The sequence below is a fragment of the Streptomyces sp. AA4 genome, assembly GCF_000158875.1.
GTDB lineage: Bacteria > Actinomycetota > Actinomycetes > Mycobacteriales > Pseudonocardiaceae > Amycolatopsis.
Genome location: NZ_GG657746.1, coordinates 2467951 through 2478909, shown reverse-complemented (window position 1 = coordinate 2478909; position 10959 = coordinate 2467951). Strand labels below are relative to the sequence as shown.

Sequence of the window (10959 nt, the reverse complement as noted above, 5' to 3'; positions counted from 1 at the left end):
CCTTCACGGACCAACGGGAGCGACCCCGGCGCCGGGGACCGAACGGCTCGATACGCCGCGCGAACCGGAGTCGATACGCTTCCGGGCGTGGCAGTCGGCGAACACCCGGACCAGCGGTCCCCGGAACCGGACTTATCCGGTGAACCGGGCAGCGCGGACGGTGCTGGCGGCGCCGTGGCCGCCCCGCCGGTCCCCGGGGCCGCGCCGTCCCCGGTCGGGCCGCGCCGCACCGATCCGCTGAACGCCGCCGAGACCCGCGGCCTCGACGTGGTCCGCCGCTTCGGCACCGTCGGCTCCCTGTTCCTCGCGCTCGGCTCGCTCGGGGCCGGGGCCGCGCCGGTGATCAACCCGGTGCAGGACCTGCCGGTGCTGCGCCTGTTCATCCGGATCCCGACGGTCTCGCTCGCGATCGCGTTCTCCGGGATGGGCATCCTGGTGCTGAGCTGGCTCATGCTCGCCCGGTTCGCCCGTCCGGCGAGCGCGCGGCTGGCGACCAGCGGCCAGCTCGCCCGCACCGTCGCGATGTGGGTCGCGCCGCTGCTGCTGATCCCGCCGCTGTTCTCCCGCGACGTCTACAGCTACCTCGCGCAGAGCGAGATCGTGCACCGCGGCATGGACCCGTACCAGCTGGGCCCGGCGCAGGCGCTCGGCGTCGCGGATCCGCTGACCGCGGGCGTCACCAACATCTGGCGCGAGACGCCCGCCCCGTACGGCCCGCTGCTGCTGCGGCTCGGCGGCTGGCTCGCCCCGGTCGGCGGCAACAACATCGTCGCCGGGGTGCTGCTGCAGCGCGGTCTCGCGATGGTCGGCGTGCTGCTGATCGTGTGGGCGGTGCCGCGGCTGGCCCGGCGGTTCGGCGTGCAGCCGGCCACCGCGCTGTGGCTCGGCGCGGCGAACCCGTTGCTGATCTTCCATTTCGTCGCCGGCGCGCACAACGATTCGCTGGCCATCGGGCTCATGGTGGCCGGGCTGGAGATCGGCATCCGGCGGCTGCCGGTGCGGGTGAAGGGCGACAGTCCGCCGCCCTTGGCGAAGGGCGAACTGCTTTTCATCGCGCTCGGCGTCGTCATCATCACCGTCGGCGCCACGGTGAAAATCCCGGCGGTGCTGGCGTTGCCGTTCCTCTCGGTGATGGTCGCGCGGAGATGGCACGGGCGGCTGAAGGACCTGGTGTGGGCGGGCGCGCCGATGGCGCTGCTGTTCGGGGTCGTGATGGTCGCCATCTGCCTCGGCACCGGGCTCGGCTTCGGCTGGATCGGCGCCACCGCGAGCACGCCGGCGCTGGTGCGGTCGTTCATCTCCCCCACCGCGGAGATCGCGAACCTCAGCGGCGTCCTCGGCATCGCGCTCGGGCTGGGCAACCACACCGACGCGCTCGTGCCGATCCTCGGCACCCTCGGCAACGCGATCACCGCGGTCATCACCGTCAAATTCCTGTGGGCCAGCTTCAAATGGCGGTACCGGCCGATCATCGGGCTCGGCGTTTCGCTGGGCGCGGCGATGATCCTGCAGATCAACCTGCAGCCGTGGTACCTGCTGTGGGCGGTGATCCCGCTCGCCGCGGCGGCCGGGACGTCGCGCTTCCGCGTGGTCGCCACGGTGATCAGCGCCGGGCTGCCCTTCCTGCTTCCCCCCACCGGCGGCACCTTCGACGGCCGCTCCTACGTCCTGCCGTGGGCCTACGGCGCGGCCGCTCTGGTGACCCTCGGCGGCCTCGCGATCGTGTACCGGGTTTCGCCGCTGCTGTTGTCCAGGACACCTCCGGCGTCCCCAGCACCGCGCGCGCCCGCCGACGTCGTATCGTGATTCGTTGTGGACAACCCCGCCGTCGAGATCTCCGGCTTGGCGAAAAGCTACGGCTCCACCACCGCGGTCGACGGCATCGACCTGCGCATGGAGCGTGGTTCCCTGCTGGCCCTGCTCGGGCCGAACGGCGCCGGAAAAACGACCACTGTCGAGATTTGCGAGGGTTTCCGCAGACCTGACGCGGGCCGGGTGCGCGTGCTCGGCCTCGACCCGGTAGCGGACAGCTCGCGGCTCCGCCCGCGCGTCGGCATCATGCCCCAGGGCGGCGGCGCGTACCCGGGCGTGCGCGCGGAGGAAATGCTGCGGCTGGTCGCTTCCTGCGCGGCGAACCCGCACGATCCGGCGTGGCTGCTCGACGTGCTCGGGCTCGCCGGCGCGAAGCGGACCCCGTTCAAACGGCTTTCCGGCGGGCAGCAGCAACGGCTTTCGCTGGCGTGCGCGCTGGTCGGACGGCCGGAGCTGGTGTTCCTGGACGAGCCCACCGCGGGCATGGACCCGCAGGCGCGGCGGCTCGTGTGGGACCTGCTCGCGGCCCTGCGCGCGGACGGCGTGAGCGTCCTGCTCACCACGCACCTGATGGAGGAGGCGGAAACGCTGGCCGACCAGGTGGTGATCGTGGACCACGGCAAGGTGGTCGTCGAGGGCACGCCGCATTCGCTGACGCTGGAGGCGGGCGAGGCGGCGCAGCTGCGATTCCGCGCCCGGACGAAACTCGACACGACGCTGCTCGCGGCCGCGCTGCCGGAGGGCTACCGGGTCAGCGAAACCGCGCCCGGTTCGTACCTGGTGGAGGGCGCGGTCGACCCGCAGGTGGTCTCGGCCGTCACCGCCTGGTGCGCGCAACAGGGCGTGCTGCCCGAACAACTGCAAGTCGGACGGCGGACGCTCGAAGAAGTGTTCCTCGAACTCACCGGACGGGAGCTGCGCGCATGAGTTCTCCGTTCCCCGCGGGGACTTTCGCCCCCGCGCCCGGCCGCGGCTCGCTCGGCAAGATGCTGCGCACGCACGCGCGCGTCGAGGCCGCGCTGACCCTGCGGCACGGCGAGCAGCTGCTGCTCACGCTCATCATTCCGCTCGCGCTGCTGATCGGCCTGAGCCTGCTGGACATCCTGCCCGCGAGCCAGCTCGGTTCGACGTCCAAAGTGGACTGGATGACGCCGCGCATCCTCGCGCTGGCGGTCATGTCGTCGGCCTTCACCGGCCAGGCGATCGCACTCGGCTTCGACCGGCGGTACGGCGTGCTGAAGCGGCTTTCGGCGACGGCGCTGCCGCGCTGGCTGCTGGTGGCCGGGCGGGTCGTGGCGGCGCTGGTCGTGGTCGCGCTGCAGTCCGTGGTGCTCGGCGTGGTGGCGGCGTTCCTGGGCTGGTCGCCGTCGGCCGCCGGGATCGGCTCCGCGGTGGTGCTGCTGGTGCTGGGGACGCTGGCTTTCGGCGCGCTGGGCGTGCTGCTGGGCGGCGCGTTGCGCGCGGAAGCGGTGCTCGCGCTGGCGAACATCGTGTGGTTCGTGCTGCTGCTGGCGGGCGGGATCCTGCTGGCTCCGTCGGCGCTGCCGTCCGGGGTCGGCCTCGTGGTTTCGCTGCTGCCCTCGGGCGCGCTGGCGGAAGGCATGCGTGCCGCGCTGGTGGACGGGCAGTTCCCGGTCGGGTCGGCGGCGGTGCTGGCGGTGTGGGCCGCGGTCGCCGGAGTGCTGGCGACGCGGACGACAAAACTCACCTGAATCCCACGTCCGGAATTTCGAGCACCGCCCGGAAATCGGGCGCTATTGTGACTGCCGCCGCACCCGATTCCTTGCGCACGCTGGCAAATCCGGGCGGAACAATACCGCCGCGTGCGGGCGGGAAAACGCGCGCGAGTATTCTTTCCGCGTGTCCCTTCGCAGTTTGATCGCCCGCCTGCCGTATCCGTCCGTCGCGGTCCAGCGCGGCGTCGGGATCGCCGCGGTGATCACGCAGGCAGGCATCGGCGTCACCGGGTCCGTGGTGCGCGTGACCGGGTCCGGGCTGGGCTGCCCGACCTGGCCGCAGTGCGTCGCGGGCAGCCTGGTGCCGGTGCGGCACTCCGGGATCGACGCCGTCACGCAGTGGATCGAGTTCTCGAACCGGATGCTGACCGGCGTCGTGATCGTGGTGGCCGCGCTCGCCGTGCTCACCGCGTGGCGGATCCAGATCGACCACCCGGAGCGCAAGCGGCTGGTGAAGCTCGCCTGGACGATGCCCGGCGGCGTCGTGCTGCAGGCGGTCATCGGCGGGCTGACGGTGCTGGCGAAACTGGAATGGTGGACCGTCGCGATCCACTTCCTGGCTTCGACGCCGCTCGTGTGGCTGGCGGTTTTGCTGCTGAAGGCGTTCCGCGAAGGAGACGAACCCGCGCGCCCGCTGGTCCCGAAGCTGGGACGGCAGATGCTGGTGCTGCTGACGGTGCTGATGTGGGCGGTCCTGATCGCCGGCACGACGGTCACCGGAGCGGGCCCGCACGGCGGCGACGCCAACACGCACCGCCTCGACGCCCCGATCGAGCAGCTGGCCCGGATCCACAGCGGCCTGCTGATCGCGTACCTGGTCGTGCTGGGGGTCTTCGGGCTCACGCTGATGCGGGTCGGTGCGCCGAAGAGCGTCTGGCAGCGGTACGCCTGGGCGTGGATTGTCGCGCTCCTGCAGGGCGTTCTCGGGACAGTGCAGTACGCACTCGGCGTGCCCGAAGCGATGGTGTCGTTCCACGTCCTCGGCTCCGCCCTCGTGATCGTCGTGACGGCCGTGCTGTGGACAGGCACCCGCGACCGCGGGCCGGTCACCTCACTGGAGCCCGCCGAGAAGCGGGAACTCGCCGCCGCGAACTGACGGCCATCCAGACCGCATTCGGGCTCACGCTGATGCGGGCGCGTCTGGCAGCGGTACGCCTGGGCGTGGATTGTCGCGCTCCTGCAGGGCGTTCTCGGGACAGTGCAGTACGCACTCGGCGTGCCCGAAGCGATGGTGTCGTTCCACGTCCTCGGCTCCGCCCTCGTGATCGTCGTGACGGCCGTGCTGTGGACAGGCACCCGCGACCGCGGGCCGGTCACCTCACTGGAGCCCGCCGAGAAGCGGGAACTCGCCGCCGCGAACTGACGGTCATCCAGGCGTAACTGCGCGTCGGCCCGGCGGACAGGTCGGCGGCTTACCGTCGTCGCCGTCCGGCTTTCCGAAAAGCCCGAGGTGCCGCCATGCCGACCGTCCCTGCCCGTGCCGCCAAACCGCTGCTTTCCGGGCGGCGCGGGAACGCCGAGATGATCGTGCTCAAGACGTTCCTGCTCGTGCCGTTCGCCGCGCTGATCGCCGCCGTGCCGCTGCTGTGGGGCTGGGGCATCGGCTGGACCGACCTGATCCTCGCGACCGTCTTCTACGTGTTCGCCACGCTCGGCGTCACCGTCGGGTACCACCGCTATTTCACGCACGGCGCGTTCAAAGCGGGCCGCCCGCTGCGGATCGCGCTGGCGATCGCGGGCAGCATGGCGGTGCAGGGTTCGGTGATTTTCTGGGTCGCGAGCCACCGCCGCCACCACGCGTTCTCCGACCGCGAGGGCGATCCGCATTCCCCGTGGCTGTTCGGCACGTCGCCGTCGGCGCTGCTGCGCGGGTTCTGGCACGCGCACATGGGCTGGATGTTCCAGCGCGAGGTCACCAACGCCGACCGCTTCGCTCCCGACCTCGTCGGCGACCGCGACCTGCGCGTGGTGAACCGGTTCTTCTGGCTGTGGATCACGCTGAGCCTCGCCCTGCCCGCCGCGCTCGGCTGGGCGTTCAGCGGCACCTGGCAGGGCGCGCTGACGGCGTTCTTCTGGGCCGGGCTGGTGCGGATCGCGTTCCTGCACCACGTCACGTGGTCGGTGAACTCGGTGTGCCACCTCATCGGCGACCGCCCGTTCGCGAGCCGCGACCGCGCGGCGAACTTCTGGCCGCTGGCGCTGCTGTCGATGGGAGAGTCCTGGCACAACTCCCACCACGCCGACCCGACCTGCGCCCGGCACGGCGTCCTGCGCGGCCAGGTCGACGTCTCGGCGCGGGTGATCTGGGCCTTCGAACGACTCGGCTGGGCGACCGACGTCCGCTGGCCCCGCGCGGAACGGCTGGCTGCGAAACGGCGGCCGAGCTAGGCCAACTGCTGCCGCACCGCCGACGCGAACCGCAACGGGGCACCCGCGTCCGCGTGCCGGAAGCCCAGCGACGGCTCGGTCAACTCCAGCTCCAGCACCAGCGGACGCCCGTCGTCCCCGCGCACCAAATCGACCCGCGCGTACAACAGTTCGGCCCGCAAAATCCCCAGCAACCCACAAGCCGCGTCCAGCGCGTCCTCCGCGACCGCACGCACTTCCGGAGCCGGGACCGCGGCCGCGAGCCGTTCCTCGCGATACAGTCCGGAACTGTCCAATGCGGACTCCAGCAACGCGAATTTCGTGAAGGCGTGCGAATAAACGCCGCCGAAGAACGTCACCGAGATCTCGCCCTGATTGTCCACACTGGACTGATACGGCTGCACCAGAGCCGTGCGCCCGTCTTCGTGCAACGCGCGCAGATGCTGCTCCGCGTCCGCACCGCCGGAAGAGAACCGGGCGGCGCCGCGGCCTCCCGCGCCCACCGAAGGCTTCACCACGAACGGCTTCTTCGGCCAGCGCGGCTTCTCCCCCGGCGGCACGATCTCGACCGGCACCGTCGGCACGCCCGCGTCGAGCAGTTCGCCGAGATACGTCTTGTCCGTGTTCCACCGCACGACCGCGGCCGGGTTGCTCAGCCCCGGCACGTCCTCGCACCAGCTGAGGAATTCCTCCCGGCGCTCCGGGTAGTCCCAGGCCGCGCGCAGCACGACGATGTCGGCCGAGGAGAAGTCCGCGGCCGCGTCCCAGGCCGCCCAGCTCACCGTGAACCCAAGGTCCGCGAGCGCGGGCAGCACCGCGGCCTCGTCGCCGTCGCCTTCGGGCAACGCGGCGCAGCCGACGAAAATCGCCGAGCGGGTCACCGGCCCGCCCGCGGCCCGGCCATCTTGCGCCGGTGCGCGGCACCGATTTTGACCGTCTTCACGGTTTCGCTGTCCCACTCCGCGGCTTCGAGGTCGTCGACCTGCTCGACCAGCGCGTTCCCGGTCTCGACCCCGGCCACCAGCACGTCGCCCATCGCCCCGTCCGGGCCCACGAGCACGACCCGCGCGCCGGCGAGGCCGATGTTCTCGACCACGGCGCGCGACGGTTTGCCGTGCTTCGCCACGAAGTCGCGGGCGGACGCCAGCTGGCGGGCAGTCGGCGCGGTCGGCGTGTTTTCGGTCTCCTCAGCCACGTCCGGAGCTTAACCCGAGACCCCCGCCCCCGCGGCCTGACCGTGTTCTCGGCCATAGTGGACGCCGGACGCGCACATCTCGAGGAGGAACCATGCCGACCGCAGTGCAGGTGACCCGGACCGGCGGCCCGGAAGTGCTGGAACTGGCCGAGCTCGAACCCGGTCCGCCGGGCGCGGGCGAACTGCTGGTCGACCTCGCCGCGGCGGGCGTCAACTACATCGACACCTACCAGCGCGAGGGCATCTACCCGATCGACCTGCCGTTCGTCCTCGGTTCCGAGGGCGCCGGGACGGTCGTGGAAACCGGCGAGGGCGTCACCGGATTCGCGCCCGGCGACCGCGTGACCTGGCAGGGCGTGCTCGGCAGCTACGCCCAGCGCGCGGTGGTCCCGGCCAGCGCCACGGTGAAGGTGCCGGACGGCGTGTCCGACGAGACCGCCGCCGCCACGATGCTGCAGGGCCTGACCGCGCACTACCTGGTGCGCTCGACCTACGAAGTGCAGGAAGGCGACGACATCCTCGTCCACGCGGCCGCCGGCGGCGTCGGACTGCTGCTGGTCCAGTTGGCGAAGGCGCGCGGCGCGCGAGTGCTGGCCACGGTGTCCACCGACGAGAAGGCCGAGTTGGCCCGGGGCGCGGGCGCGGACCACGTGATCCGCTACGACCGCGAGGACTTCGCCGCCGTAACCCGCGAGCTGACCAACGGTGAAGGCGTCGCGGCGGTGTACGACGGCGTCGGCAAGAGCACCGTCGACGGCAGCCTCGCGAGCCTGAAGATCCGCGGCACCCTCGCGCTGTTCGGCGCGGCCAGCGGCCCGGTGCCGCCGATCGACCCGCAGCGGCTCAACTCCGGCGGTTCGCTGTTCCTGACCCGCCCGACGCTCGCGCACTACCTGCGCACCCGCGAGGAACTCGACTGGCGGGCGGGCGAACTGTTCGCCGCCGTGCAGGACGGTTCGCTGAACGTCCGCATCGGCGGCCGCTACCCGCTCGCCGACGCCCGCAAGGCCCACGAGGACCTGCAAGGCCGCCGGACGACCGGGAAGCTGCTGCTGATCCCCTAGCTCAGCCGACCGAGAGGGCGTCGGTCACGAAGACCAGCGTTTCGTTGGGCGCGATGCCGCGTCCGCCGTCCTTGTAGGCCAGGGCGGGCGGGATGATCATCAGCCGCCGCCCGCCCTGTTTGACGCCGACGAGGCCCTGGTCCCAGCCCTCGATCACCTGGCCGGCTCCGAGGTCGAGGCCGAACGGCTCGCCGCGGTCGAACGAGCTGTCCAGCTTCTTCTTGTTAGACCAGGTGACGACCACGTAGTTCATGGACAGCTTCGACCCGGCGGCCGCGGCCTTCCCGGTGCCCTCCGACAGGTCCTTCGTGATCAGCTTCTTCGGCGGGGCGCAGTCGTCCGGGATGGTGATCGTCGGCGCCTGGCCGAAGTTCCCGGTGGTCTTGATGTCGTCCGCGGTGCACTCGCGGCTCGGGGCCGCCGGGGCCGCGCCGCTGTCGCCGCCGCAGGCCGTAAGGCCGAACGCGGCGACTGTCGCGACCGCGCCGATGACAGCTGTCCTGCCGAATGTCTGCATGGCGGAAGATTAACCAAGCCCGCCGAGAGCAGGCACTGCCGGACCAGTCCGCACCACGCCGAGCCGCTGGGTCGCCCTGGTCAGAGCCACGTACAGGTCGTTGAGCCCGCGCGGCGAGCCCGCCACGATCTCGTCCGGCGACACCAGCACGACCCCGTCGAACTCCAAGCCCTTGGCACGGTCGACGGTCAGCACGCTCAGCCGCTCGTCCTCCGGAAGCAGCTTCCGCACCTCGTCGAGGCGGCCGCCCGGCACCAGCACCGCGACCGTCCCACCGTCCACAGCGGACAGTTCCGCGGCGGCCAGCGAAGGCAGTTCCTCCTCCAGCGAAGCGACCCGCACGCCCCACGGCGGCACCCCGGTCTCGCGCACCGAGGTCGGGGCCACCAGGTCCACGTCGAGTTCGGCGAGCACGCCCGCCGCGACCGCCATGATCTCCGCCGGGGTCCGGTAGTTCACCGTCAGCTGCTCCAGCCGCCAGCGGTCCGCGACGTACGGCGACAGCACCTCGTCCCAGGTCCGCGCTCCCCCGGCGGCCCCGGTCTGCGCGACGTCGCCGACCAGCGTCATCGACCGGTTCGGCGTGCGGCGCATCAGCAGCCGCCAGTCCATCGCGGACAGTTCCTGCGCCTCGTCGACGATCACGTGCCCGAAGGTCCACGTCCGGTCCGCCGCGGCCCGCTGCGCCGCGGTCAGTTCGCTGCGCGCCTGCTGGCGTTCGGCGAACAACTCCGCGTCCAGCACGTCGGACACCCGCAGGATCTCCTCGTCCTGGATTTCCTCGTCCTGCTCGAGAATGTCCAGCACGCCCTCGGCATACGCGCGCTCGACGCGTTCCTGGCGCTTCTGCTCGGCCTGCTCCTCGGAGTCGTCGCTGCCGAGCAGTTCGGCCAGTTCGTCCAGCAGCGGCACGTCAGCGGGCGTCCACTTCGCGTCGCGGCCGCTCTCCAGGTGCTTCCGGTCCTCTTCGGACAGCAGTTCGCCGGCCGCCCGGTCGAGGTGTTCGCGGTCGGCGAACAGGTCGTCGAGCAGGCCCGCCGGGGTGAGTTTCGGCCACAGCGAGTTCAGCGCGGCGGCCACCGCGGGGCTCGCCGCCAGCTCGGCGCGGATGTCCTGGACGTCCTGCGCGTCCAGCAGATCCTCGCCCAGCGCGCGGGCGGCCTGGCGAGTAAGAGCGTCGAGAACGTCGGACACGAACAGCCGCCGCGCGAGGTTGTGCGGCCGCCGCGAACGACGGGCCCGGGCACGCGCCTGCGTGCAGGTTTTGCGGTCGAGCTTGAGGATCTCGCGTTCGTGCTCGATCTCGATCACCGGATCGGGTACCCCTTGCCGGTCGCGGACCGCCTTGGCGAGCACCTCGGCCATCACCAGCCGGCCCTTCACCTCGGCCGCCTCCGGGGACTCGGCGCCGTCCGCGTCCAGTCCCGGCCACAGCTGCCCGATGGTCGAGAGCAGCACGCCGGTCTCGCCGAGCGACGGCAGCACCTGGCCGATGTAGCGCAGGAAGGTCGAGTTCGGGCCGACGACGAGCACGCCGCGCGTGGTCAGCTGCTGGCGGTGCGTGTAAAGCAGATACGCCGCGCGATGCAGCGCGACCGCGGTCTTGCCGGTGCCCGGCGCGCCCTGCACCACCATCACCCCGCCGAGCGGCGCGCGGATGATCCGGTCCTGCTCGGCCTGGATGGTGGCGACGATGTCGGCCATCTCGCCGGTCCGGCGGCGCTCCAGCGCGGCCAGCAGCGCGGCCTCGCCGGCCAGCCCGAGATCCTGGCCCTGGTCGGCGGCGGTCAGGTCGAGGATCTCGTCGTCGAACCCGGTGACGCGACGGCTCAGCGAGCGCAGATGCCGGCGGCGGCGCACGCCGTCCGGCGAAGCGGCGGTGGCGAGATAGAACGGCCGCGCGACCGGCGCGCGCCAGTCGATCAGCAGCGGCCGGTAGTCGTCGTCCTCGTCGAACAGCCCGAGCCGGCCGATGTAGGCGGTCTCCTCTTCGCTGCCGGGCGCGAAGTCCAGCCGCCCGAAGCACAAGCCTTGCTCGACCGAGCCGAGCTGGGCGAGCCGGTCGCTGTGCAGAACGGTGGCGGCTTCGCGTTCGGTCCGCGCCTGCGGCGTCCCGCCGGTCTGGCGCAGGGTCTCGTCCAGCCGGCGCTGGGTCTGGGCACGTTCGGCGTCGAGCTTCGCGAACAGGGCGTCGGTGTAGGCCTGCTCGCGGCGCAGCTCGGCTTCGTAGGCCGGTTCCTCGGGCAAGGAAAGCTCCTGCTTTCAGGT

11 protein-coding genes are annotated in these 10959 nt (G+C 71.7%); 7 read left to right on the top strand and 4 right to left on the bottom strand.

The genetic code is table 11. The features are described 5' to 3' along the window. Nucleotides 1-87: 87 nt before the first annotated feature. The 6 genes from mptB to SSMG_RS11595 all read left to right on the top strand — a co-directional run bounded on the left by mptB (nucleotide 88) and on the right by SSMG_RS11595 (nucleotide 5936). Nucleotides 88-1806, top strand: a complete 1719-nt coding sequence (mptB, locus tag SSMG_RS11620; protein WP_009075910.1) for a polyprenol phosphomannose-dependent alpha 1,6 mannosyltransferase MptB — start codon at nucleotides 88-90, stop codon at nucleotides 1804-1806. 6 nt (nucleotides 1807-1812) lie between these two features. Continuing rightward, entirely contained in the window at nucleotides 1813-2739 is a 927-nt protein-coding gene (locus tag SSMG_RS11615) for an ABC transporter ATP-binding protein (RefSeq protein ID WP_009075909.1), read from the top strand. 59 nt (nucleotides 2740-2798) lie between these two features. Continuing rightward, nucleotides 2799-3524 carry an ABC transporter permease gene (locus tag SSMG_RS11610; protein WP_009075908.1) on the top strand — a complete coding sequence of 242 codons (726 nt, stop codon included), beginning with the start codon at nucleotides 2799-2801 and terminating at the stop codon, nucleotides 3522-3524. 148 nt (nucleotides 3525-3672) lie between these two features. Continuing rightward, nucleotides 3673-4644, top strand: coding sequence for a heme A synthase (locus SSMG_RS11605; RefSeq protein WP_009075907.1), 972 nt, complete (start codon nucleotides 3673-3675; stop codon nucleotides 4642-4644). A 120-nt stretch (nucleotides 4645-4764) separates the two neighbouring features. Further along, the gene (locus SSMG_RS44720; RefSeq protein WP_199841126.1) at nucleotides 4765-4911 is read left to right on the top strand and encodes a hypothetical protein; all 147 of its coding nucleotides are present in this window, start codon (nucleotides 4765-4767) and stop codon (nucleotides 4909-4911) included. 95 nt (nucleotides 4912-5006) lie between these two features. Beyond that, nucleotides 5007-5936, top strand: coding sequence for an acyl-CoA desaturase (locus SSMG_RS11595; RefSeq protein WP_009075905.1), 930 nt, complete (start codon nucleotides 5007-5009; stop codon nucleotides 5934-5936). Here the strand turns inward: SSMG_RS11595 and SSMG_RS11590 are convergent. Together SSMG_RS11590 and SSMG_RS11585 are read right to left on the bottom strand one after the other, a co-directional pair. After that, complete coding sequence (locus tag SSMG_RS11590; RefSeq protein WP_037713375.1) at nucleotides 5933-6796, bottom strand: RimK family alpha-L-glutamate ligase; 864 nt, start codon at nucleotides 6794-6796, stop codon at nucleotides 5933-5935. The two genes, SSMG_RS11595 and SSMG_RS11590, sit on opposite strands and share 4 nt — an antisense overlap. Next, nucleotides 6793-7110 carry a hypothetical protein gene (locus SSMG_RS11585; protein WP_009075903.1) on the bottom strand — a complete coding sequence of 106 codons (318 nt, stop codon included), beginning with the start codon at nucleotides 7108-7110 and terminating at the stop codon, nucleotides 6793-6795. Before SSMG_RS11585 ends, SSMG_RS11590 begins: the two co-directional genes overlap by 4 nt. Nucleotides 7111-7202: 92 nt before the next feature. Here SSMG_RS11585 and SSMG_RS11580 point away from each other — a divergent pair, with 92 nt between their 5' ends. After that, nucleotides 7203-8174, top strand: coding sequence for a quinone oxidoreductase (locus SSMG_RS11580; RefSeq protein WP_009075902.1), 972 nt, complete (start codon nucleotides 7203-7205; stop codon nucleotides 8172-8174). A 1-nt stretch (nucleotide 8175) separates the two neighbouring features. On the opposite strand, the gene SSMG_RS11575 is transcribed toward SSMG_RS11580, so the two are convergent. Together SSMG_RS11575 and SSMG_RS11570 are read right to left on the bottom strand one after the other, a co-directional pair. Beyond that, nucleotides 8176-8691, bottom strand: coding sequence for an FKBP-type peptidyl-prolyl cis-trans isomerase (locus SSMG_RS11575; protein WP_009075901.1), 516 nt, complete (start codon nucleotides 8689-8691; stop codon nucleotides 8176-8178). Nucleotides 8692-8700: 9 nt separating this feature from the next. Beyond that, nucleotides 8701-10908 (bottom strand): AAA family ATPase, encoded by a 2208-nt coding sequence (locus SSMG_RS11570; protein WP_199786216.1) that lies wholly within the window; start codon nucleotides 10906-10908, stop codon nucleotides 8701-8703. Nucleotides 10909-10959 lie beyond the last annotated feature (51 nt).

Coding starts and splice junctions, on each gene's coding strand:
- SSMG_RS11580 (WP_009075902.1), top strand. CDS start 7,203: ATGCCGACCGCAGTGCAGGTGACCCGGACCGGCGGCCCGGAAGTGCTG.
- SSMG_RS11575 (WP_009075901.1), bottom strand. CDS start 8,691: ATGCAGACATTCGGCAGGACAGCTGTCATCGGCGCGGTCGCGACAGTC.
- SSMG_RS11610 (WP_009075908.1), top strand. CDS start 2,799: ATGCTGCGCACGCACGCGCGCGTCGAGGCCGCGCTGACCCTGCGGCAC.
- SSMG_RS11595 (WP_009075905.1), top strand. CDS start 5,007: ATGCCGACCGTCCCTGCCCGTGCCGCCAAACCGCTGCTTTCCGGGCGG.